Raw genomic sequence first — 22,597 nt, 5'->3', positions numbered from 1 at the left:
CATGGCCAAGATCGAGTTCAACAAGCAGAAGCGCGACGCCTTGCTCGACAGGCTGACGCGCTATCTGGACCGCGAACTCGACTGCGAGGCCAGCCCGCTGCAGGCCGGTTTCCTGCTGGATTTCATCTCCGAGCAGATGGGGCCGTACTACTACAACCAGGGCGTCCAGGACGCCCAGCAGCTGTTCCGCGACAAGCTGGAAGACGCCGTCTACGAGATCGAGAAGCCGTTCGTGGATTGAGTCCTCCCCCTGTGGGGGAGGCGGTCGCGCAGCGACCGGTGGGGGGAGTTTTAGGACCGTTGATCTTGGATGTGGTCGATGTCCTATCACTCCCCCCACCGTCGGCTTCGCCGACACCTCCCCCACAGGGGGAGGACTTGGGGGCTCGCATTTTCCCTGGAACCTCCTATCTAACCGCCCCATGACCGACATCGCCGCACACACCGCCCCCGAGCCCGCCCCCGACGACATCGTTTCCGCCTTCCAGATCGAGGGCCTGCCCGTGCGCGGCCGGATCGTGCGCCTGGGCGGCGCCGTCGACGAGGTGCTGACCCGTCACGACTATCCCGAGCCCGTCGCCAACCTGCTGGGCGAGGCCTGCGTCCTGGCGGCGCTGGTCGGCTCCAGCCTGAAGTTCGAGGGCCGGCTGATCATCCAGGCCCAGGGCGACGGCCCGGTGCGCTACGTGGTCGTCGACTACGACACCAGCGGCGGCCTGCGCGGCTATTGCCGGTTCGACCCCGAGGCGGTGGCCAAGGTGTCGGAAGGTTTCGTGCGGCCCGGAGCCCGGACCCTGCTGGGCGGCGGCACCTTCATGATGACCGTCGACCAGGGCGCGGACATGGACCGTTACCAGGGCATCACCCCGATCGAGGGCGAGACCCTGGCCCTGTGCGCCGAGCAGTATTTCGCCCAGTCCGAACAGACCCCGACCCGGGTGCGCCTGGCCGTCGGCCAGGCCGACACCGGCGAGGGCCTGAAATGGCGGGCCGGCGGCATCCTGATCCAGTCGATCGCCGGCGACGCGGCGCGCGGCGACACCGAGGACGCCTGGACCCACGCCCAGGCCCTGTTCGAGACCACCGGCGAGGACGAACTGATCGACCCGACGGTGCCGACGACGCTGCTGCTGTGGCGGCTGTTCAACGAGGACGGCGTGCGGCTGATCGAGGAGAAGCCGCTGCGCGCCTTCTGCCGCTGCTCGGAAGACCGCATCGCCGGCGTGCTGGGCTCGTTCACCGCCGAGGAGGTCGCCGAGATGGTCGAGCCCGACGGCAAGATCCACGTGACCTGCGAATACTGCTCGCGGGTCTATGCCCTGGCGCCGGAAGCGGCGGCGGGCTGAGGGGCGGGCGCTCTTCCCTTGGGGGAGGGCTATGACACTTGATCCCCTTTTTGTCGTCATTCCCGCCACAAGGGCGGGAATGACGGATATTAAAGGGAAAGTTCGGGGAGCGATCGAGCAGCCCGGAGCGCTGAATGCCGATCAGCCCTGGCCGTAGACGACCGTGAACGCGCCGTCGGCCCCCTGGGTCACGGTCGCGACGGCCTTCTCCCTGCCGGCGAAGTCGATAACGGCGTTGGGCGTGCGGGCGATGTCGATCACCTTGCCGCGCACGTAGCGACCTTCGACGACATGGAACCTGGCCCCGGGCTTGATGTCGAAGGTCAGGTGCGGCTGGGCGGCGAAGGCGGCGACCGGCGCCGGCGACCGGTGGGCGCCCAGCTTGGACATGCCAAGCACCACCGGGCCGTCGGCCGGGAAGTCGGCTTCGGTGAAGATCGAGAAGGAGTCTGGCGGCGCCGCGCCCGGCGTGGGGACGGCGGACATGCTCCGGCGCCCCATCTCCTTGATGGTGATCAGGTCCCGGGCCACGGGGTTGACCGCCTGCGTGAAGCCGCGCGGCACCACGACCTTCGGCGCCAGGGTCACCGGCCAGGTGAAGAGGGCGTAGACGGCCTCGCTGAAGGTCGCGGTCCCGCGGTCGCCGGGCTCGACATAGTCGAACGGAATCCAGGCGGTGGAATGAACCGGCACGGGGCGGCCCCCCTGGGTCACCTCGGGCGGCGCGGCGAGCACTGCATAGCTCTTGACCCCGCCGCTGTCGTTCAGAACCTCGATTGTCCAGATCGCCATGCTCGCCTCGCTGGCCTCGGCGCGTCGCCAGGTGGAAGGGTCAGTTCGGGCCGTATTGCACGGTGTAGGTCCCGTCGGCGTGATGGGTCACGACAGCCTTGACGTCGCCCTTGCCGGTGAAGTCGACGACGGCTCCGTCGCCTGGCCCGTCCAGCCCGATCACCTCGCCGCGGGCATAGGTTCCCTCGACGACATGGAACTTCAGGACTGGTTTGATCTCGAAGAGGCCGTGCGGCTGGCCGACGAAACAGGCGATCGGGACCGCCAGTGAACTGTCGCCGAACTTGGCGACGCCGAGCACGACCTGGTTCTGGGCCGTGACGTGCTCGTCCGTCATCAGCGAAAACGTCCCGTAGGCCGACCTGTCCTGGATGGTCTCGCCGAAAGCGAAATGGTCGCGCTCCTGGACGACGGGAATCCAGTCGCGGGCCCGGGGGTCGGCCGAGACGTAGCTGTTGTCCTGCACCACGACCCCCGGGGCCAGGGACGCGGGCCAGTTCAGGAAGGCGTAGACGCTTTCGCTGAAGGTCGAGGTCACGCGACCGCCGGCCGGCGTCTGGTCGAAGACCAGCCAGGCGCAGGGATGGGCCTTCACGGGACGGTTTTCGAACCTCACCTCCGGCGGGGCGCTGAACACCGCGTAGCTTCGCGCCGCGCCGCTGTCGTTCAAGATCTCGATTGTCAGGATCGCCATGGCCAGCCCTCAGTTGCTGTACTGGACGTTGTATGTGCCATTGGCGCTCTGGATCACCGTCGCCGTGGTCTGCGGCAGCCCCGTGAAGTCGACCATGACGAAGTTCGTGTTCATCGAAGTGTCGATCACCTCGCCCGGGCTGTGCTCGCCTTCCGAGACGTAGAACTTGTTGAGGACCGGCGTGATCTCGTAGGTCATGTTCGGTACGGCCAGGACGGTCGACACGGGGACGGGAATCGGGGTGGCGGCGCCTTTGGCCCAGCCGAACACGTGGCCGGCGGCGGGGGTGAAGTCCGCTCCAGCCACGATCCTGAACGAACCGGTCTGCGCCTTGCCCGGCGTCACCGGCCCGAAACCCGTCGGCGGCCCGCCGCTGAAGGCGACTTCGTCCTGCTGCGACAGGTCGACCGTGGCGACGCCGCCGTTGGTCACGATCGTGCCCGGCCCGCACGTGTCCGGCGTCGTGCCCCAGTAGGCATAGACCGCGTCGTCGAAAGTGATGCTGTCGAAGCCGCCGTTGGTGATGCTGTCGAACGTCATCCAGGCATTCGTGAAGGCCTGCGGCACGTCGCCGCCCGTCGAGGTGAGCGGCGGCTCCATGAAGATGACGTAGCTCTTGGACAAGCCGCTTTGGTTGAAGATCTGCAGCGTGTGGGTGGTCATGGCCGAAGCCTCCTGCGCGAGGTTGTGTAGGAGAGGTCCAACAATTATTGGGCGAATGCAACGCTACAGCGACGCTTGGCCGTTCAGGACGGCCGGAGCAGGCCGCTCATCCGTTGTACTGGACCAGGAAGCCGCCATCGGCGCCGTGGGTCACCGTCGCCGAGGTCTGTGGCCGCCCGGTGAAATCGACCACGGCGGTGTCCGAAGCCTGGGACGGGTCGATCACCTGGCCGGGCGCGTCGTCGTCTTCCGACACATAGAAGCTGGGCGCCGGCCCGGGGGCGGCGAGGCTGCCGGGCATGACGTCAGCCTCCGCGTAGACCACGCTGTCGTAGGAACCGCCCGTGACATTATCGAGAGACGCCCAGACGTTGGCGTAGGGCGGCTGCCCGCTGTCCAGTCCCCTTGCCGGGGGCGGCGCCATGAAGACGACATAGCTCTTCGATTGGCTGCTCTGGTTGCGGACCGTGATCGTGTAGGTCGCCATTTCGCCGTCCCCCCGCTCGCCGAAAGCAGGGACCGTCGCTCAGTTGTCCCGACAATGCAACCAAGCCGCGCGCGGGCTCAGTTCACCCGTCGCGCCGCGCCCGGCAGGTGCAGCGAGAATTCCGGGATCGCGGCGTCGAACACCTCGCCGGCCTCGGTCATCATCTGGAAATGCCCGACCATGGCGCCCGACGGGGTCGGCAGCGGGCAGTTGCTGACATAGCGGAACGCTTCGCGGGGCCGCAGCTCCGGTTGCTCGCCGACCACGCCGGAGCCTTCGACCTCGCTGCTGCGGTTGAGGCCGTCGGTGATGGTCCAGGAGCGGGCGATCAGTTGCACGGTCTCGATCCCGTGGTTCTCGATCTCCACGGTATAGGCCCACATCCACAGGCCTTCCTCGGGCGCGGACTCCTCCGGCTGGAACACCGGCGAGACGCGCACCACGACGTCGCGGGTGCGCGCTTCATAGATACCCGTATCCGCGCCGCGACGGCGACGGATCCGCTTCAGCGGGGGGGAGGACTCACGCCTGATCGAGCGCACGGGTCACGTCTCGGGTCAGGTCCGACAGGCTTTCGAGGCCGACCGACAGGCGCACGCCACCCTCGACCACGCCCAGCGACGGGCGCATCTCCTCGGGCACCGAGCGGTGGGTGGTGGTCGGCGGGTGGGTGGCCATCGACTTGGCGTCGCCCAGATTGTTGGAGATGTCGACGATCTCCAGCGCGTTGAGGAACTTGAACGCCGCTTCGCGCGAGCCGAGGTCGAGGGCCAGCACGGTTCCGCCGCCGCTCATCTGCTTCTTGGCGACGTTGTGGCCCGGGTGGTCGTGGCGGAAGGGGTAGAGCACCTGCCGGGTCTTCCTGTGCTCGCCGATGACGTCGGCCAGGGCGGCGCAGGTGTCGGTCTGGCGGCGGACGCGCAGGTCCAGGGTCTCCAGGCCCTTGACCATCACCCAGGCGTTGAACGGCGACATCGATGGGCCGGTGTGGCGCAGGGCGTCGCGGTAGAATTCCTCGTTGATCGCCTCGCTGGTCAAGATCGCCCCGCCCAGCACCCGGCCCTGGCCGTCGATGTGCTTGGTGGCCGAATAGACCACGATGTCGGCGCCCAGCTGCAGCGGCTGCTGGAAGATCGGGGTGGCGAAGACGTTGTCGACGATGACCTTGGCGCCGACCGCGTGGGCCATCTGCGCCACCGCGGCGATGTCGGTGATCTCCAGCACCGGATTCGAAGGCGTCTCGATCAGTACGGCCTTGGTGTTGGGGCGGATCGCCGCCTCCCAGGCCTTGGGGTCGGTGGCGTCGACGAAGGTGGTCTCGACGCCGAAGCGCGGCAGCCATTCGGCCACCAGCCAGCGGCACGAGCCGAACAGCGCCTGGCCGGCCACCACATGGTCGCCGGCCCGGACCAGGCCCATCAGCGACGCATGGACGGCGGCCATGCCGGTGGCGGTGGCGCGGCAGACCTCGGCGCCTTCCAGCAGCGCCAGGCGGTCCTCGAACATCTTCACGGTCGGGTTGTTGAACCGCGAATAGACGAAGCCCGGGTCCTCGCCCGAGAACCGGCGGTCGGCGCCCTCGGCGGTGTCATAGGTGAAGCCCTGGGTCAGGTAGAGCGCCTCGGCGGTCTCCATATATTGCGAGCGCGCCAGGCCGCCACGGATCAGCTTGGTGGCGACGTCCCAGTCCTTCGGGTCCTCGGCCATGGCGGTCCTTCTCTTCGACGCGAGAGCCTGTCCGTTTCGGAGAAACGGATAAACAGGCTCTCTTTACAAACATTGGAGCGTGGCCGGCGCCGAAACCGGCATCCACTTTCGGCTGCCACGCTCTAGAAACGGCCGGCATAAAGGGTTTTGCGGAACCCAGGGTCAAGCCGCGCGAACCTTATTTCAACATTAGAATTGCCAAAGGCGAGTTGTACGGCGACGGACGGCGTCCAAGCCTTGCCTTCCAGGCGGCGTTTAGCGAGTGTCGCCCCGATGACCGACGCCCACGCAGCGGGGATTCTGCCCTGCCAATCCATCGAGGACCTGATCGCGCAAGAGGCGATCACCTCGCAGACCCCGTTCGACACCGACCAGGTGCAGCCGGCCAGCCTTGACCTGCGCCTGGGCGCGCGGTGCTGGCGGGTGCGGGCCTCGTTCCTGCCCGGCGTGGCCCGCCGCGTGCCCGAGCGCCTCAAAGATGTTGCGATGCACGAGCTGGACCTGACCAAGGGCGCGGTGCTGGAAAAGGGCTGCGTCTACATCGCCCAGATCCAGGAGAGCCTGGCCCTGCCGGCCAATGTGGCGGCGCGCGGCAATCCCAAGAGCTCGACCGGTCGGGTGGACGTGTTTGTCCGCCTGCTGACCGACCACAGCAAGGCCTTCGACGACGTCGAGGCCGGCTATGAAGGGCCGCTGTTCATCGAGATCGCGCCGCAGACCTTCTCGGTGCTGGTGCGGGCCGGCACCCGGCTGAACCAGCTGCGCCTCAAGCGTGGCGAACCGGCCAAGCTGGCGATCAAGAGCGTCGGCGTCGACCTGACCACCGGCGTCGTCGGTTTCCGCGGCCGCCGCCACGCCGGGGTCGTCGACCTGGACCACGAGGACGGCCACGACCCGCGCGACTTCTGGGAGCCACTGGAGACCCGCCACGGCGAACTGCTGCTCGACCCGGGCGAGTTCTACATCCTGGCTTCCAAGGACGACATCCAGATCCCGGTGATGGAAGCGGCCGAAATGACCCCGATCGACCCGTCGGTCGGCGAGTTCCGCGTCCACTACGCCGGCTTCTTCGACCCCGGATTCGGCACCGAGGAGGCCGGCGCCGTCGGCTCCAAGGGCGTGCTCGAGGTGCGCAGCCACGAGACCCCGTTCCTGCTGGAGGACGGCCAGATCGTCGCCCGGCTGGTCTATGAGCCCCTGACCGCCCGACCGGACCGCCTCTATGGCGAGGGCGGTTCGCACTACCAGCGCCAGGGGCTGAAATTGTCCAAGCATTTCAAGGCGTGGCGCTAGGGTTCGTGGACTTGGCCGGGGCGCTCTCATCCGTCGGCTTGTCGCCATTCCCTGGCATAAGGGAATCATGACGACGACACTGGATCCCGACTGGCTGGCCGCCTTGCTCCGCGACGAAGCCCTGCCGCCCGGCTTCGCCGCCGAGGTCGAGACCCTGCACGCGCCGCTGGCCGCCCGCATCGCGGCGGTGGCCATGGGGCCGGCCTTCGTGGTCGGGATCTGCGGACCGCAGGGCAGCGGCAAGTCGACGGCCGTCCTGGTCGTGCGCCGGCTGCTGGAGCAGCGGGGGCTGCGGGTGGCGACGCTGTCGCTGGACGACCTCTACCTGCCGATCGAGGCCCGCGAGGCCCTGGCGCGCGACGTCCATCCCCTGCTGCGGACGCGCGGCGCGCCCGGCACGCACGACGTCGCCCTGGGCCTGGCGGTGCTGGACGGCCTGGCGAGCGACGGGGCGACGGCGATACCGCGCTTCGACAAGGCGACCGACACCCGCGCGCCCGTCGAAAGCTGGCCGGTGGTCGAAGGGCCGGTCGACATCGTGCTGTTCGAGGGCTGGTGCGTCGGCGCCCGTCCGGAACCGGAGGCGGCCCTGCGCAAGCCCGTCAACACGCTCGAGCGCGAAAGCGACAAGGACGGCGCCTGGCGGGCCCATGTCAACGCCGCCCTGGCCGGGCCCTACAGGACGCTGTTCGCGCGCCTCGACCTGCTGATCCAGTTCGTGGCCCCCGATTTCGAGACCGTGCTCGCCTGGCGCCAGGAGCAGGAGCGCAAGCTGCGCGACCGGCTGGCGGCGCCCAGGCAGGGGGGCGGGCAGGGGAGCGCCCGCGCCATGGACGACGCCCAGGTCGCCGCCTTCGTCCAGCACTACGAGCGCCTGACCCGCCACATCGCCCGCGAAATGCCGGCCCGCGCCGATATCGTCGTCCGCCTGGACCGCGACCGTCGTTCGTCGATCGCCTGACCGGCCATTCGGTCGCGCGTCACGGCGTCGCACTAGATGTGGTGGGGCCTCAAATGGGGTCCCACTAGTGCTAGTTTCCCCTTGTCGGCGCCGCGACTCACCGGGGCGCCGACGCGGTGGAAGGCTTGATCATGAACGCACTCTTCGGCGGGACCTATTCGACCCACGCCAAGCGTGTCGCGATCTGGAGCAAGGCCGTCCCCATCCCGGGTTGCGACAAGGCCATCTGGCGTTGTGACGACCAGGGCCGGGTCATCCGCTGGGCCGACTACGGCGACCGCTTCTCGCGCTACGGCTGGACGATCGCCCGCGCCCCGCGTGAAAGCCGGCTGGCCCAGACCTTCGGCATGTCGACGGGCCGGCCCGTCCATCTGAACCTGGCCAACCAACTCGACGCGCAGCCCTCGCGCAAGGCCGCCTGACGGGTAGCGCTGCTCCTGTAGCCTGTCGCCTCTCCTTGATAATTTGACAAGCTCGCTTGACATGATCGTGACGATGTAAGACAAGTGTCCTTGTCACTTAGACGAGGGAGCTTGTCATGCATCACGAAGCTGAAAACCGGATCGCCAAGGCCGCGCTGGCCGGATCCATGGTGGCCGGCGCCATCGCCGTCGTCGCGTTCCTGACGACCGGAGGCCTGGCCCTCGACGCCGCCACCTCCACCCTGAGCCTGTCCTTCCCGCCAGCGTCGCAAGGACCGGTGTTCGCGGCCCTGTTGGCCGCGGGCGTCCTGAAGGTCGCCGGCCGCCTGGTCCGCCCTATCAGCCGTTGGCTGGCCGGCCGGTCCTGACATTTGTCCATCGGGAGTTAGCGAGATGATCCGCAAACCCAAGACCATGAGCCCGGCCGCCAAGCGCTATCTCGTCCGGTTCTTTCCGGCGATGGGCGCCTATGTCGCGGTGCTGTTCGCCTCGATCTGGATGATCAAGGCCTGGGCCCCTCAAGGGGCGCTGCTGTGGGGGCTGGCCATCGCGCCCGCCCTGCCGATCATCGCGGTGATCGCCATCATGGGCCTCTATCTGGTGGAGGAGACCGACGAGTTCCTGCGCTCGATGCTGGTCCAGGCCATGCTCTGGGGCATCGGCGTCACCCTGGCCGGTTGCACCGCCTGGGGGTTCCTGGAGAACGCCGACCTCGTGCCCCACCTGCCGCTCTACATGGTGTTCCCGGTCTTCTGCGCCGCGATGGGCCTGGCCCAGCCTCTGGTGAAATGGAGGTACCGGTGAAGAACCGCCTCAAGGTCCTGCGGGCCGAGCGGGACTGGAGCCAGGCGGATCTCGCCGACCGGCTGGAGGTCTCGCGCCAGACCATCAACGCCCTGGAGACCGGCAAGTACGATCCCAGCCTGCCGCTGGCCTTCAAGATCGCCCGCCTGTTCGGCCTGCCGATCGAGACCATCTTCCAGGACGAGGCCTGACCTCGTCCCGCCGTCCAAAGCCCTGACCTAGACCAAACCCCACCCACGGAGACCATCATGACCGTCCGCCATATCCTGGCGCGCGCCGCCTTCGCTTGCGCCGTCACCGCCACCGCCTTCGCCGCCGTCCTGCATCCGGCCCAGGCCGCCCCCGTCGCCGCCCGCGTCGCCGCCCCCTCGGCCGCCGCGCCCCGCTTGACCGTCACGGTGACGGGCAAGGGGCCCGACGTGGTGCTGATCCCCGGTCTGGCCTCGTCCAGCGCCGTCTGGGACGCCACCGTCAAGCAGCTGGAAGGCCGCTACCGCCTGCACGTCGTCCAGGTGGCGGGCTTCGCCGGAGCCCCGGTCGGCGCCAACGCCGAGGGGCCCGTCCTGCAACCGACGCTCGACGCCCTGGACGGCTACATCAAGTCGGCCCACCTGAAGTCGCCGGCCGTGATCGGCCACTCGATGGGCGGGCTGATGGGCCTGATGCTGTCCCGTCAGCACCCGGAGGACGTCGGCCGGCTGATGGTGGTCGACAGCCTGCCCTTCTACCCCGTGGTCTTCTCGCCGACCGCCACCGTCGAGGCGGTCAAGCCCCAGGCGACCGCCATGCGCGACGTGGCCGCGAAGTCCACGCCCGAAGCCTGGGCCGCCGGCGAGACCCGGACCATGGCCCGCCTGGTCAAGTCGCCCGAGGGCCTGAAGGCCGCCACCGCCGCCGCGATCGCCTCCGACCCCTCGGTGACCGGCCGCGCCCTCTATGACGACCTGACCACCGACCTGCGCGGCGAGATCGCGGCCATCAAGACCCCGACCGTGATGCTCTATCCGTGGGACGCGGCCACCGGCGCGCCGCAGGCGGCCTATGACGACCTCTACACCCAGGCCTACGCCCCGATGGCCTCGGCCAAGGTCAAGCGCATCGACGGTTCGCTGCACTTCATCATGCTGGACCAGCCGGCCGCCTTCGCCGCCGAGGTGGAGAGCTTCCTGCGCTAGGGAGAGGCGACGGTAAGGTTCTTTTGGCGAGTGTCCTGCGTCCTTCGAGGCTTCGCTGCGCTACGCACCTCAGGATGAGGAGCGTTGTTGCTGAATTCCTCATCCTGAGGCGCCCTCCAAGGGAGGGCCTCGAAGGACGCAGGGCGCTTCCCGACCTCGCCCGTCTGCTATCCTATGTGGGGGCGAGTCAGACGCGGCCTTGCTCCGCCGCCGTCTGGCCGAAACACTCGGCGGATGATGATTCTGCTCAACGCCGCCCGCCACGTCGCGCTCGCCCTCATCGCCCTTCTGGCGGTGGGGGCGGCTCCTGCTTTCGCCGAACCCTCGCTGTGGGCGATCAAGGACAAGGACTCGACGATCTACCTGTTCGGGACCGTCCACGTGCTCAAGCCCCAGACCCAGTGGCGCTCGGCCCGGATCGCCAAGGCCTTCACCCAGGCCGACGACGTGGTGATGGAGATCGAGCAGCCCGACGACCCCAAGGCGATGCAGCCGCTGATGTTGCAATACGGGGTCGACCGGGCCACGCCGCTCTCCAGCAAGCTCAGTCCGGAGACGTACCGGAAGCTGCAAGCGGCGGCTCAGGGCATGGGCTTTCCGCCTCAGGCCATCGACGTCATGCGGCCCTGGCTGGCGGCCCTGACCGTGTCGCTGACTCCGCTGCTACAGGCCGGCTACGATCCCGAAAGCGGTGTCGAGAAGCTGCTGACCGCCCAGGCCAAGGCGGCGGGCAAGCCGATCTCGGCCTTCGAGACCGCCGAGCAGCAGGTGCGGTTCTTCGCCGACATGACCCCGGACCAGGAGCGGGAGCTGCTGGAATCCACCCTGGACGACGTCGACGAGGGGCCCGGCAAGGTCGACGCCCTGGTGACAGCCTGGGCGGCGGGCGACCAGGGCGAACTGGAACGCCAGATGGTCGACGAAATGCAGCGTGACTATCCCGACCTCTACCAACTGCTGCTGGTCGACCGGAACCGCGACTGGGCGGGGCAACTGAAGACCAGGCTGGCCGGCTCGGGCGTCAGCTTCGTGGCGGTGGGGGCGGGGCACCTGACGGGGCCGGACAGCTTGCAGGCTCAGCTGGCGAAGCTGGGCATCAAGGCAGAGGTGGTGGAGTAGGGCTTCGGTTTTCAAGGTCCTCCCCCTGTGGGGGAGGCGATCGCGTAGCGATCGGTGGGGGGAGTTTTAGGGCAACCAATCCCATGCCTGGTCGGGGCCATCCTATCCCCCCACCGGCCTTCGGCCGCCTCCCCCACGGGGGGAGGCTTTAGTTTAAGCTCCCGCCGCCGCCGCTGCCTCCTTGCGCAGGTAGATCGACCGCTTGGGCGTCGACATCACCCGGTGCAGCATCGGCTCGAAGGCTTCCAGAGGCATCGACGTGTAGGCCGGGTCGAAGGCCTCCTGGTCGTAGATGTGGCAGAACTGGGCGGTATGTTCGAAGCTGGGATGACCCCGGAACTGGTCGCGCATGTCGCGGTCCAGGCCCAGGTGCTGGAAGAAATAGTAGCCCTGGAAGATGGCGTGGTGGGCCACCATCCAGTGGTTCTCCTCCGAGACGAAGGGCTGGAGGATCGCGGCGGCGATGTCGGCGTGATTGCGCGGGCCCAGGATGTCGCCGATGTCGTGCAACAGGGCGCAGACCACGTATTCCTCGTCGCGGCCGTCTTGGAAGGCGCGGGTGGCGGTCTGCAGGCTGTGGTCCAGCCGGTCGATGGCGAAGCCGCCGCAGTCGCCCTGCAGCAGTTTCAGGTGCGAGACCAGCCGCGTGGGCAGCTCGCGGCCGAACGCCATCGAGGCGTTGGCGATGATCGCCCAGTCCTGGGGCGTGCCCTCGGTCATGGCGTGAAACTGAGCCCGGGCATGCTCGTCTGGATGCTGGTGACCGTCGGCCATGGCGTCGTCCTCCCGAACGCTTGTTTGACCCGATCGTGCGCCGCTCCACAGTCGGCGTCAACGGATGGTCTTGAGCTGCGGGATCAGACCAGCTAGACGAGCGCAGCGCTTGGACGGCGCGTCGCTTCCGTCCAATGCGGGCGTAGCTCAGAGGTAGAGCGTCTGCTTCCCAAGCAGAATGTCGTGGGTTCGATTCCCATCGCCCGCTCCAATTTCCCCTCGAAATTGCATCAAGCGTGACTGTCGGCGATCGCTGTTTCGTTTCGGGATCAAGAACCTTGTTCTCCCAGATGGCGAAACCGGTCCGAGTCGGCGATAGGAACGGTTAAACTACAGCGTGCGGATCGATCTGATTTCGACCGTCCGCATCCGGGGGGACGATCCATGAGCCAGTTCGCGACTGAGACGGCGAAAGCCGTCGGCGCTGAATCTTCGCGTGCCGATCGTCTGGCCCGGTTCGCCGAGGGGCTGGAGCAACTGGCCGGCCGCTGGGCGCGCGAGGCGCGCGATCCGCGGGTCGCCGCGGCTTTGAGCGAGCGGTTCGGCCCGGCCGCGCCGGAGCTTCTGGCGACCCAGGACGCCGTCGCCTGCCTGCTGGCCGCCTCGTTCGGGACCCCCGGAGCCCTGCCGCCCAAGCTGCTGCTGCGCCTGCATGACGCCCTGGCGTCGCTGGCCGGGCTGGCGGCCGCGCGGCCCGTGCTGGCGCAAGAGGCGGACGCCCCGGTCATCGATTTCAAGAGCCGCGCCCAGGCCGTTCGCCTGGAGAGCGCCGCCCGCAAGCTGCTCAAGGGTCTGGGCCGGGTGCTGGCGGCCGGGGCGGTGAGCGCCACGGTCCTGGCGGCCGTGCCCGCGGCGGCCGGCGACTACGTGGTTCAGGCCAATGGCGGGGGCGTCAGCGGCGGCGGCTCCTATCCGGCGAGCGGCGGCGACGGCGACGACGGCAATGCCGGCGGGACGATCAACCAGTCGATCAGCGGCAGCTACGACGGCAACGGCGCGCCGGCGGTGCAGGCCACGGCCAATGGCAGCCACGGCGGCAGCGGCGGTGACGGCTATCTGGTGCCGCCGCTCATCCTGGTCGGCTTCGGCGGCGACGGCGGCGCGGGCGGCGACGGCGGCACGGTCCATCTGACGGTCAGCGGCGCGGTGGCGACCACCGGCACCGGCGCGGCCGGGATCGAGGTGCTGAGCCGCGCCTCGGGCGGCGGCGACGGCGGCGACGGCTATGGGGCCTATGGCGAGGGCGGCGACGGCGACCATGGCGGGGCGGGCGGTACGGCCGACCTGACCAACCACGCGACGGTCACCACCCAGGGCGCGGACTCCTCGGCCATCCGCGTGCAGAGCGCGGGCGGCGCGGGCGGCGATGGCGGATCGGGCTCCGGCGTGGTCGGGGCCGGCGGGGCCGGCAGCGGCAGCGGTCCGGGCGGCTTCGCGGGGGTCGACAATGACGGCGACCTGGAGACCTTCGGCGAGCGGTCCAACGGCATCCTGGCCCAGAGCATCGCCGGCCTGTCCGGTTCGGGCGGCTCGGCCGGCGGTATCGGGGCCTTCGCCGGCGGGTCCAACGCGGCGGGCGCGGGCGGCTCGGTCGACGTCACCAACAACGGCGGCATCCTCACCCACAACGACTTTTCCTTCGGCGTCCTGGCCCAGAGCATCGGCGGCGGCGGCGGAGCGGCCGGCGGGGCCGCCGGCATCGCGGCCCTGGGCGGCGGCGGCTCCGGCGGCGGCGCGGGCGGCGACGTCACGGTGTTCAACGGCGGAGTGATCGACACCCGCGGCCTCGGCTCGGTCGGCCTGTTCGCCCAGAGCGTCGGCGGCAGCGGCGGGGTCGGCGGCGGGGCCGGCGGCCTGGTGGCGATCGGCGGCGGCGGCGGGGCGTCCGGTACGGGCGGCAATGTCTCGGCCCACAATACCGGCCGGGTCGAGACCCACGGCGAGTTGGCCCAGGGCGTCTTCGCTCAGAGCGTCGGCGGCGGCGGCGGCGCGGGGGCCGGGGCCGGCGGCCTGGTCGGCATCGGCGGCGGCGGCGGCGCCTCGGGCAAGGGCGGTACGGTTGACGTGATCAATGACGGTTCGATCGAGACCGACGGCAAGCTCTCGCAGGCGGTGTTCGCCCAGAGCATCGGTGGCGGCGGCGGCAACGGCGCTGGCTCCGGCGGCCTGGTGGCCATCGGCGGTTCAGGCGGAGCCGGCGGGGCCGGCGACGCGGTCGGCGTCACCAACAACGGCGACCTGACCACCCATGGCTATGATTCCTACGCGGTGTTCGCCCAGAGCGTCGGCGGTGGCGGCGGCAACGGCGGCGGCGCGGGCGCGATGTTCGCCATCGGCGGCGACGGCGCGGGCGGCGGGATCGGCGGCGCGGTCACGGTGCGCAACACCGGAACCATAGTCACCGAGGCCGACGGCTCGGGCGGCGTGTTCGCCCAGAGCGTCGGCGGCGGCGGCGGCAGCGGCGGCGACTCCACGAGTTTCGGCCTGTTCGTCAACCTGTCGATCGGCGGGGCCGGCGGCACGGCCAGCAACGGCGGTGACGTCACGGTGGCCAACAGCGGTTCGATCGTCACCGGCGGCGAGCGCGCCTCGGCGATCTACGCCCAGAGCGTGGGCGGCGGCGGCGGCAGCGGCGGCTTCGGGGCCGGCGGCGCGGCGGGCGTCTACGGCGCGGTCAGCATCGGGGTCGGCGGAGCCGGCGGCGGCGGCGGCGAGGGCGGCCTCGTCCACGTCACGGCCGACGGGGTCTTGACCACCAGCGGCGCGGATTCGCGCGGCGTGTTCGCCCAGAGCGTGGGCGGCGGCGGCGGCGAGGGCGGCTACGCGGTGGCCGCGGCCCTGGCGGGCGGCGACGTCGGCGCGGCCTCGGGCGCGATCTCGGTCGGCGGCAAGGGCGGTTCGGGCGGCAAGGGCGGCAAGGTCAAGATCGACCACGCCAGCGGCGTGACCATCGACACCGGCGGCGACCGTTCGGCCGGGATCTTCGCCCAGTCGGTCGGCGGCGGCGGCGGCAACGGCGGCTGGAGCGGCGCGATCGCCGGGGCGGCCTCGGGCGGGCTCAGCGCGTCGATCGGCGTGGCGGTCGGCGGCGGAGCCGGCGGCGGCGGGTTCGGCGACGAGGTCACGGTCGACGTGGCCGGGACCGTCCACACGCGCGGTGTCGACAGCGCGGGCCTGCTGGCCCAGAGCGTCGGCGGCGGCGGCGGCACGGGCGGCTTCGCCCTGGCCGGGGCGGTGGCGGGCGGCGGCATGGCCGGCTCGGCCAGCGTCGGGGTCGGCGGCACGGGCGGCGGCGGCGGCGACGCCGGCGCCGTCACGGTGCTCAGCGCCACGGACATCCTCACCGAAGGCGACCGCTCGTCGGGAATCTACGCCCAGGCGGTCGGCGGCGGCGGCGGCACGGGCGGCTGGACCGGCGCGGTGTCCGGGGCCGGCGGCGTGGCGGGCGGCGCGGTAGCGGTGTCGATCGGCGGCTCCGGCGGCACGGGCGGAGCCGGCGGCATCGTCGACGTCAAGAGCATCGGCGGCATCGACACCTACGGCGTCGATTCAAGCGGCATCTTCGCCCAGAGCGTGGGCGGCGGCGGCGGCAGCGGCGGGTTCTCTATCGCGGCGGCCCTGGCCGGCGGCGTGGGCGCGGTGAGCGGCTCGGTCGGGGTCGGTGGCTCGGGGGCCGGCGGCGGCGCGGCCAAGACGGTCGATGTCGACACCACCGGCGCGATCCATACGCGCGGCGACCGCGGGGCGGGCGTGTTCGCCCAGAGCATCGGCGGCGGCGGCGGCAACGGCGGCTGGAGCGGTTCGTTGGCCGGGGCCGGCGGCCTGGGCGCGGGCGCGGTCGGTGTCTCGGTCGGCGGCTCGGCCGCCCTGGGCGGCGCGGGCGAGGCGGTCACCGTCATCAACCACGGCGCGGTGACCACCGAAGGCGACGACGCGGCGGGTCTGATGGCCCAGTCGGTCGGCGGCGGCGGCGGCACGGGCGGGTTCAGCCTCGCGGCGGGCCTGGCGGGCGGCAAGTTCGCCGGTTCGGCGGCGGTCAGCGTCGGCGGTTCGGGCGGCGGCGGCGGCAAGGCCGGGGCGGTCGACGTCGACAGCACGGGCGACCTGGTCACCCTCGGCGACCGCTCTTCGGCGATCTATGCCCAGAGCGTGGGCGGCGGCGGTGGCGGAGGCGGCTGGACGGGCGCGCTGGGCATCGCCGGCGGCGTCGGGGCCGGCACGGTGGCGGTCGGGGTCGGCGGCTCGGGCGGCAATGGCGGCGCGGGCAACATCGTCGACGTCGACAGCCTCGGCGACATCGACACGGTGGGCGCGGATTCGCACGGCATCCTGGCCCAGAGCATCGGCGGCGGCGGCGGCACGGGCGGCTTCTCGCTGGCGGCCGGGGTCGCCGGCGGACAGACGGCGGGCGCGGGCAGCGTCAGCGTCGGCGGCAGCGGCACGGGCGGCGGCTCGGCCGAGGCGGTGACCGTCGGCAGCGAAGGCGACATCCATACGCGCGGCGACCGGGCGGCGGGCGTCTACGCCCAGTCGGTCGGCGGCGGCGGCGGCGACGGCGGCTGGAGCGGTTCGCTCGCCATCGGCGCGGGCCAGACGGCCGGGGCGGTCAGCGTCAGCGTCGGCGGTTCGGCCGGACTGGGCGGCGACGGCAAGGCCGTCACGGTCGGCAGCAAGGGCAATGTGACCACCGAGGGCGACGACGCGGCGGGCCTGCTGGCCCAGAGCATCGGCGGCGGCGGCGGCACGGGCGGCTTCTCGCTGTCGGCTGGGGTCGGCGCGGGCCAGACGGCCGGGGCGGCCAGCGTCAGCGTCGGCGGCGCGGGCGGAGCGGGCGGCGACGCCGAGCTGGTCAAGGTGAAGAGCGAAGGCCAGATCGCGACGGACGGCTTCCGGTCGTACGGCGTGCAGGCCCAGAGCGTTGGCGGCGGTGGCGGCAGCGGCGGTTGGAGCGGTTCGCTGGCCGTGGGCGCGGGCCAGACCGGCGCGGCGGTCACGGTCGGCGTCGGCGGCTTTGGCGGCGTGGGCGGCGACGGCGGCGAGGTGCAGGTCGATGTCATCGATCTGATCCTGACCTTGGGCGACGACGCCACGGCGGTGCTGGCCCAGTCGATCGGCGGCGGCGGCGGCAGCGGCGGCTTCAGCCTGGCGGCGGGCGTCGGGGCGGGCCAGACGGCCGGCTCGGGCTCGCTCAGCATCGGCGGTTTCGGCGGCGCGGCCGGCGACGGCAAGACGGTCACGGTGACCAGCCACGCGGACATTTCAACGACCGGCGCGCGGGCCAACGGCCTGCAGGCGCAATCGATCGGCGGCGGCGGTGGGGCCGGCGGCTGGACAGGGGCCGTGGCGGTCGCCGCGGGCCAGACCAGCGGCGCGGTGGCGGTCGGCATCGGCGGCTTCGGGGCCGGTGGCGGCGATGGCCTGGATGTCACGGTCGACAGCTTCGGCCAGATCGAAACCCACGGCGACGACGCGGTGGGCATCCTGGCCCAGTCGGTCGGCGGCGGCGGTGGCAGCGGCGGCTTCTCGCTGGCGGCCGGCGTCTCGGTCGGCAAGAGCACCGGCGCGGGCAGCTTGAGCATCGGCGGCGGCGGTGGGGTCGGCGGCGACGGCGGCGTCGTGGCCGTCCACAGCCGCGACCTGATCGAGACCCATGGCGACCGCGCCTATGCGGTCCAGGCCCAGAGCATCGGCGGCGGCGGCGGCAATGGCGGCTTCTCGGCCGCGGTGACGGCGGCGCTGTCGTCGGGCAAGCCGGTGGGCGTCGGCGCCGCGATCGGCGGCTTTGGCGGGGCGGGCGGCGACGGCCTGGACGTCACGGTGACCAGCGACCTGGGCGCGGTGACCCATGGCGAGGCGGCTCACGGCCTGATCGCCCAGAGCATCGGCGGCGGCGGTGGCAGCGGCGGCTTCTCGATCAGCGGCGCGCTGACGGCGGGAACCAGCACGATCGGCGTCTCGGCCAGCATCGGCGGCGCGGGCGGTTCGGCAGGCGACGCCGGCGTCGTCCGGGTCACCACCGACGGCGTGACCACCACCGAGGGCGCGCGCGCCTACGGCGTGTTCGCCCAGAGCGTGGGCGGCGGCGGCGGCGACGGCGGTTTCGCCGGGGCCCTGACCGGCGGCCTGTCCTCGACCGACAACATCGCCATCGGCGTGTCGATCGGCGGCTCCGGCGGCTCGGCGGGCATCGGCCGCGACGTCTATGTGACCAACAACGGCAAGGTCGGCACCACGGGCGACGGCGCCACGGCGGTGTTCGCCCAGAGCGTGGGCGGCGGCGGCGGCACGGGCGGCATGGCCGTCTCGGCGGCCCTGGGCGGCGCCAAGTCCAAGAACATCTCGCTGGCGTTCGGCGGTTCGGGCGGCGGCGGGGGCAAGGGCGGCGACGTCCACGTCACCTCCACCGACCTGGTGGTCACCGAGGGCGACGACGCCATCGGCATCTTCGCCCAGAGCGTGGGCGGTGGCGGCGGGGCCGGCGGCGCGGCCGGGGCCCTGGCGGTGTCGGGCGGCAATTCAACCAACCTGGCCATGAACATGGGCGGCTCGGGCGCCACGGGCTCGATCGGCGGCGACGTCACGGTCGTCAACAGCGGCACGGTGGTCACCCACGGCGAGCAGTCGCACGGCATCTTCGCCGAGAGCATCGGCGGCGGCGGCGGCCACGGCGGCATGGCCGGCATCGACGAGAACCAGTGGTCCGACTACATGGCCGGCGGGGCCGGCACGGTCAGCCTGGGCTCGGGCAGCAACAACATCTCGGTGGCCCTGGGCGGGGCCGGCGGAACGGGCAACGACGGCGGCGTGGTCAAGGTGACCAACAGCGGCGTCGTGGCCACCACCGGCGAGTCCCAGGCCAACGCCATCTATGCCCAGAGCATCGGTGGCGGTGGCGGCGACGCCGGCGTGTCCACGGCGGCTTCGGGCAGCTTCGGTCAGGGCAGGAACGGAACCTACGCCATCGCCCTGGGCGGCACGGGCGGCGCGGCCGGCGACGGCGGCTTGGTCCAGGTGTTCAACAGCGGCTCGCTGAGCACGGTCGGCGGCAACGCCACCGGCATCGTGGCCCAGTCGGTGGGCGGCGGTGGCGGTGGCGGCGGCGACGCCCGCGGCTTCTCGCTGAGCTTCTCCAAGAAGGCGGCCGGCACGAGCAAGGCGACCTCGGTCAACCTGTCGATCGGCGGCCAGGGCGGCGCGGCCGGGCAGGGCGGCGAGGTCAATGTGACCAACAGCGGCCAGATCCTGACCCTGGGCGGCGACTCGCACGGCGTGTTCGCCCAGTCGGTCGGCGGCGGCGGCGGTCGCGGCGGCCTGATTTCGACCCAGGGCGAGGAGGTCGTCACCTTCCTCGACATGGCCAACAAGGGCGAGGCCAAGGGCGGCCAGATCGCCATCGGCGGTTCGGGCGCGGGCGGCGGCGACGGCGGCCTGGTCACGGTCGGCAACAGCGGCCTGATCTGGACCAAGGGCAAGGACGCCCACGGGGTGTTCGCCCAATCGGTCGGCGGCGGCGGCGGCGACGGCGGTTCGGGCCTGGCCGGCGAGGTCAGCATCGGCGGCCAGGGCGGCGTGGCCGGGAACGGCGGCGAGGTCCGGGTGACCAACAGCGGGACCATCGTCACCGAAGGGGCTCTGTCGCGCGGCGTGTTCGCCCAGAGCGTGGGCGGCGGCGGCGGCACGGGCGGGGCCACCGACTACGACGGCGACGACACCTATTCCTACAGCAAGGGCCTGTCGGACACCATGAAGGTGGTCGGCAACCTGACCGCCACCAAGGACCTGATCGACTCGTTCAGCGAGCCGGCCTGGGGCGTCAGCATCGGCGGCACGGGCGGTTCGGCCGGCGACGGCGGCGTGGTCAAGGTCGACAACAGCGGCGCGATCTACACCTCCGGCCGGCTGTCGCACGGCATCATGGCCCAGAGCGTCGGCGGCGGCGGCGGCACGGGCGGCGAGGGGACGATCACGGGCGTCGGCCAGATCGTGTTCTCCGGCGTCGGTGGCACGGCCGGCGACGGCGGCGACGTGACGGTGACCAACAGCGGCCTGATCCAGACCTCGGGCTACGGCGCCTACGGCATCTTCGCCCAGAGCGTGGGCGGCGGCGGTGGCGTGGCCGGCGACACGTCGTTGGGCATCGCCTCGTGGGGCGACCTGGGCCCGTACGGCGGCGAGGACTACAGCAGCTATGGCAAGCTGAGCGTCAACCCGTTGGACGGCTATGGCGGCGACGGCGGCGACGTGACGGTGACCAACACCGGCGACATCGTCCTGCTGGGCGAGGGTTCGGTCGGCATCTTCGCCCAGAGCGTGGGCGGCGGCGGCGGGCTGTTCGGCAGCGGCCTTGGCCTGTCGTTCGCCGGCTCGCTGGGCGGGACCGGCGACGCGGGCACGGTCACCGTGGTCCAGAACGGCAATATCTATGTCGGCGGCAAGAACGGCGTCGGGGCCTTCTTCCAGAGCCAGGCGGGCGACGTTCCGGCCGCGGGCCTGCACAGCCTGGCCCTGGCCCCGGCCGCAGGTCCGACCTACGCCGCCAAGGACATCGTCGCCACCCTGAACGGCGACGTGCGCGGCGGCTCGGTCTACGGCAAGGGCGTGCTGGTCGACGGCGGCAAGGACAACGTCATCAACCTGATGGGCGTGGTCTCGGCGGCCTCGAACCTGGCGATCGTCGGCACGACCGGCAACGACACGATCAACAGCCACAAGGGCGTGGTCGGCAACATCGACCTGGGAAGCGGGATCAACGCCTTCAACAACCTGTCGACGGCCGTCCTGCAGTCGCTGGACTTCATCAAGCTGAACGGCGGGCTGCTGAAGACCGACGGGGTGTTCACCCCGGGCGGCAATGGCCTGGTGCAGACCACCCGCGTCGAGGGCAACTTCACCCAGACGGCCAGCGGCGTGTTCCTGGCCGACCTCGACCTGGGCAAGACCGGCAAGGCGGGCGAAATCGACCGCCTGGACGTCACCGGCAAGCTGGACCTGAAGGGCAAGTTCGTCCTGCAGATCATGGACCCCGGCCACATCCTGCCGGGCGACCACACCGCCACGATCCTCAACGGCGTGGGCGCCCTGACCTCGTCCGGCCTGCAACTGGTGGCCCCAACCTCGTCGATCGCCACCTTCGAACTGAAGACCACGGCCGACGACCTGAACCTGCACTATGTGGTCGACTTCTCGCCGGCCGGGTTCAACGTCAACCGCACGGCCGTCGGCGACCACATCAACAACATCCAGCTGACCGGAAGCTCGACGGGCTTCGCGCCCGTGGCGGCCGAACTGTTCTGGGAGCCGTCGCAGGTGGCCCTGGCGAACTATTACGACAGCTTCAGCCCCGAGGCCTATGCCGACCAGGTGGCGGTGACCAACTTCGCCATCGCCGGCTTCACCGACTCGCTGATGAGCTGCCCCACGGCCCCCGGCCAGGTCGCGGCGTCGCCGGAGGGCTGCGTCTGGGCCAAGGCCGGCGGTCGCCTGGTCAAGCTGGACGCCACGGCCCAGGACATGGCCTTCGAGGAGCGCGCGACGGGCCTGTCGGGCGGTTTCGAGGGCGAGGTGGCCCCACACTGGCGGGTCGGCGCCGCGGCTTCGGCTGAAAGCCTGCGGACCGGGATCGAGACCCGCACCAACGGCTCGGGCGAGCGCTATCAGTTCGGCGTGGTCGCCAAGCGCATCCAGGGTCCGCTGACGGCGGCCCTGGCCTTCGACACCGGCATGAGCTCGCTGGAGACCCGCCGGGCGGTGCTGTTGCCCTCGGGCCTGCGGATGGCGGAGGCCAAGCAGCGACAGACCTTCCAGGCCCTGACCGCCCGGATCAGCTACCGCCTGGGCGAGGACCGACTATACGCCAAGCCGATCGCCGAGCTGAGCCACAGCCGGATCAAGACCGACGCCTTCGCCGAGACCGGGGCCGGAGCCCTGAACCTGGTGGGCCCCGAGCAGAAGGACCGCGCCACCCGCCTGAGCGCCAAGCTCGAGGTCGGCGGCGAGTTCATGCAGGGCGTCACGGCGATCCGGCCCTATGCCCGGGTCGGCGCGACCACCACCCTGTCGGGCAAGGCGCCGCTGTTCACCGCCGCCTTCGAAAGCGCGCCGGGACCGTCGGGCCAGTTCAGCGTCGCCGGACGGCTGGACAAGACCACGCTCGACACCGAGCTAGGGGTGTCGATCGTGGGGGCCAAGGGGGCCAGCGCCAGGCTCAACTGGTCGGGGCAGTTCGGTGACCGGGTCAGCAACCAGAGCCTGGCGGTGAAGTTCACCGTGCCGTTCTAGGGGGACCCGCGCTTGCGCCGGCCCGGCGAAACTTGATACTCCGGCCCAACACGACGGGGCGGGCTTGTTGGCCCGTCCCGTC

18 protein-coding genes and 1 tRNA gene are annotated in these 22,597 nt (G+C 71.1%); 12 read left to right on the top strand and 7 right to left on the bottom strand.

What is annotated here, in order from left to right:
* The first annotated feature begins 1 nt into the window (after position 1).
* Both ASD79_RS16760 and ASD79_RS16755 read left to right on the top strand, forming a co-directional pair.
* Positions 2-241 (top strand): DUF2164 domain-containing protein, encoded by a 240-nt coding sequence (locus ASD79_RS16760; protein WP_056723626.1) that lies wholly within the window; start codon positions 2-4, stop codon positions 239-241.
* A gap of 181 nt (positions 242-422) precedes the next feature.
* Positions 423-1,346, top strand: coding sequence for an Hsp33 family molecular chaperone (locus tag ASD79_RS16755; RefSeq protein ID WP_056723624.1), 924 nt, complete (start codon positions 423-425; stop codon positions 1,344-1,346).
* A gap of 141 nt (positions 1,347-1,487) precedes the next feature.
* Here ASD79_RS16755 and ASD79_RS16750 read toward each other — a convergent pair whose 3' ends face one another.
* From ASD79_RS16750 to metZ, 6 genes are all read right to left on the bottom strand, one after another.
* On the bottom strand, positions 1,488-2,138 hold the full coding sequence (locus ASD79_RS16750; RefSeq protein WP_056723622.1) for a hypothetical protein: 651 nt from the start codon (positions 2,136-2,138) through the stop codon (positions 1,488-1,490).
* Between the two features lie 40 nt (positions 2,139-2,178).
* Positions 2,179-2,832: a hypothetical protein gene (locus tag ASD79_RS16745; protein ID WP_056723620.1), complete on the bottom strand. Its 654-nt coding sequence runs from the start codon at positions 2,830-2,832 to the stop codon at positions 2,179-2,181.
* Positions 2,833-2,841: 9 nt separating this feature from the next.
* Complete coding sequence (locus ASD79_RS16740) at positions 2,842-3,495, bottom strand: hypothetical protein (RefSeq protein WP_056723618.1); 654 nt, start codon at positions 3,493-3,495, stop codon at positions 2,842-2,844.
* 106 nt (positions 3,496-3,601) lie between these two features.
* On the bottom strand, positions 3,602-3,982 hold the full coding sequence (locus tag ASD79_RS16735; RefSeq protein ID WP_056723615.1) for a hypothetical protein: 381 nt from the start codon (positions 3,980-3,982) through the stop codon (positions 3,602-3,604).
* A gap of 77 nt (positions 3,983-4,059) precedes the next feature.
* Positions 4,060-4,524, bottom strand: a complete 465-nt coding sequence (gene apaG, locus ASD79_RS16730; protein ID WP_056723613.1) for a Co2+/Mg2+ efflux protein ApaG — start codon at positions 4,522-4,524, stop codon at positions 4,060-4,062.
* A complete protein-coding gene (metZ, locus tag ASD79_RS16725; protein WP_056723611.1) occupies positions 4,505-5,689 on the bottom strand; it encodes an O-succinylhomoserine sulfhydrylase in 1,185 nt (394 codons plus the stop codon). Before metZ ends, apaG begins: the two co-directional genes overlap by 20 nt.
* Before the next feature lie 273 nt (positions 5,690-5,962).
* On the opposite strand from metZ, the gene ASD79_RS16720 reads away from it, so the two are divergent.
* The 8 genes from ASD79_RS16720 (at position 5,963) to ASD79_RS16685 (ending at position 11,463) form a co-directional block, all read left to right on the top strand.
* The gene (locus ASD79_RS16720; RefSeq protein ID WP_056723608.1) at positions 5,963-6,982 is read left to right on the top strand and encodes a 2'-deoxycytidine 5'-triphosphate deaminase; all 1,020 of its coding nucleotides are present in this window, start codon (positions 5,963-5,965) and stop codon (positions 6,980-6,982) included.
* A 67-nt stretch (positions 6,983-7,049) separates the two neighbouring features.
* Entirely contained in the window at positions 7,050-7,943 is an 894-nt protein-coding gene (locus ASD79_RS16715) for a kinase (protein ID WP_056723605.1), read from the top strand.
* A 131-nt stretch (positions 7,944-8,074) separates the two neighbouring features.
* Positions 8,075-8,365 carry a hypothetical protein gene (locus ASD79_RS16710; RefSeq protein ID WP_056723603.1) on the top strand — a complete coding sequence of 97 codons (291 nt, stop codon included), beginning with the start codon at positions 8,075-8,077 and terminating at the stop codon, positions 8,363-8,365.
* Between the two features lie 116 nt (positions 8,366-8,481).
* On the top strand, positions 8,482-8,733 hold the full coding sequence (locus ASD79_RS16705; protein WP_056723601.1) for a hypothetical protein: 252 nt from the start codon (positions 8,482-8,484) through the stop codon (positions 8,731-8,733).
* Between the two features lie 25 nt (positions 8,734-8,758).
* Positions 8,759-9,169 carry a hypothetical protein gene (locus ASD79_RS16700; protein ID WP_056723599.1) on the top strand — a complete coding sequence of 137 codons (411 nt, stop codon included), beginning with the start codon at positions 8,759-8,761 and terminating at the stop codon, positions 9,167-9,169.
* Positions 9,166-9,360: a helix-turn-helix transcriptional regulator gene (locus ASD79_RS16695; protein ID WP_012285713.1), complete on the top strand. Its 195-nt coding sequence runs from the start codon at positions 9,166-9,168 to the stop codon at positions 9,358-9,360. Before ASD79_RS16700 ends, ASD79_RS16695 begins: the two co-directional genes overlap by 4 nt.
* A 57-nt stretch (positions 9,361-9,417) precedes the next feature.
* On the top strand, positions 9,418-10,344 hold the full coding sequence (locus ASD79_RS16690) for an alpha/beta fold hydrolase (RefSeq protein WP_056723598.1): 927 nt from the start codon (positions 9,418-9,420) through the stop codon (positions 10,342-10,344).
* A gap of 234 nt (positions 10,345-10,578) precedes the next feature.
* Positions 10,579-11,463, top strand: coding sequence for a TraB/GumN family protein (locus ASD79_RS16685; protein WP_056723595.1), 885 nt, complete (start codon positions 10,579-10,581; stop codon positions 11,461-11,463).
* Positions 11,464-11,616: 153 nt separating this feature from the next.
* Here ASD79_RS16685 and ASD79_RS16680 read toward each other — a convergent pair whose 3' ends face one another.
* Positions 11,617-12,237 (bottom strand): HD domain-containing protein, encoded by a 621-nt coding sequence (locus ASD79_RS16680; RefSeq protein WP_056723594.1) that lies wholly within the window; start codon positions 12,235-12,237, stop codon positions 11,617-11,619.
* A 136-nt stretch (positions 12,238-12,373) separates the two neighbouring features.
* Here ASD79_RS16680 and ASD79_RS16675 point away from each other — a divergent pair.
* Positions 12,374-12,448 (top strand) — tRNA-Gly (locus ASD79_RS16675).
* Positions 12,449-12,621: 173 nt separating this feature from the next.
* A complete protein-coding gene (locus ASD79_RS16670) occupies positions 12,622-22,515 on the top strand; it encodes an autotransporter outer membrane beta-barrel domain-containing protein (RefSeq protein ID WP_056723592.1) in 9,894 nt (3,297 codons plus the stop codon).
* The last annotated feature ends 82 nt before the right edge of the window (positions 22,516-22,597 follow it).

The organism is Caulobacter sp. Root655 (genome assembly GCF_001427665.1).
GTDB lineage: Bacteria > Pseudomonadota > Alphaproteobacteria > Caulobacterales > Caulobacteraceae > Caulobacter.
The sequence above is the reverse complement of the archived record's forward strand: the minus strand, read 5'-3'. Positions and strand labels throughout refer to the sequence as shown.